Raw genomic sequence first — 1,062 nt, forward strand, 5'->3', positions numbered from 1 at the left:
CAAATAGCGAGACAAAAAATAACAGGTGTTAGATCTATATACAAAGGTGAAGTAGACTGCTGGAAATTGAAAATACGCATTCTACTTACACGTTCATTTAATTTCGTACGGATACACTATCAAGCCTCAGTTCATTAATCAGGACAATAAATGAAGATTGATAACCTCACTTTTATTTTTTTCTTATTATTTATGGGTTTTTTATCTCAAGCCAATGCATTGGAAATGGGATGCCATGATGATAAGGACACTGATTTAACGCAGGTAATATCGTGTTATCGTGAAGATTTGGCGGCTATGCCGATGAATTATCACTACGATGGCGATGACATTCAGTCTGGTGTCAGCGTGAAGAAATACCGCATGATCTCCCAATCCTGGTCACCCGGCGGATTGGTGCAACCCGCGCAGTGGCAACACAATGTTGATATCTATCTCCCTGCCCACCCTGTTAAATCACAGCATGCGCTGATGGTTGTCAACAACGGCACCAACTACCCTAATGGTATTATCAAAACCAACGTGCAAAACGAATTCAGCTCGGACATGTTGGCTTCCATTGCGCGTGCGACTAAAACGGTTGTTATCTCGGTAAGCAATATACCGAACCAATATCTTACTTACGATGCGGATAATAAACCGTTGAAAGAGGATGACAATGTCGCACGCAGTTGGTCATTATTCATGGATAATCCGTTGCTAAGAACGCGAGCTTCCGTACATATTCCTATGGCGACAGCCGTATCTCAGGCGATCCGGGTGGCAAAGCAGGAATTAAAAGCACAGGGCATCACTCGGTTTATTGTGACGGGGGCATCCAAACGTGGCTGGACGTCCTGGCTGACCTTTATTTCTGATCCCGATGTCGATGCTGTAGTGCCCTTTGTTATCGATTTGCTGGATACACGCGTTGCGCTGACGCATATGTATCGCTCTTATGGTGGAAACTGGCCCATCGCCTTTTACCCTTACTATCAACAGGGTGTAGACAAAACCATCAATACCCCGGAATTCCAGGCGTTGATGAAAATCGAAGACCCCATGCAATATTTAGCCGCGGGC

1 protein-coding gene is annotated in these 1,062 nt (G+C 44.6%); it reads left to right on the plus strand.

Annotated features, from left to right (window positions below; translation table 11 throughout):
- Window positions 1–150: 150 nt before the first annotated feature.
- The coding region (locus tag J5224_RS29600; RefSeq protein WP_264628637.1) for a PhoPQ-activated protein PqaA family protein at window positions 151–1,062 on the plus strand (912 nt) is incomplete at its 3' end.

This window comes from Candidatus Symbiopectobacterium sp. NZEC135 (assembly GCF_025962695.1).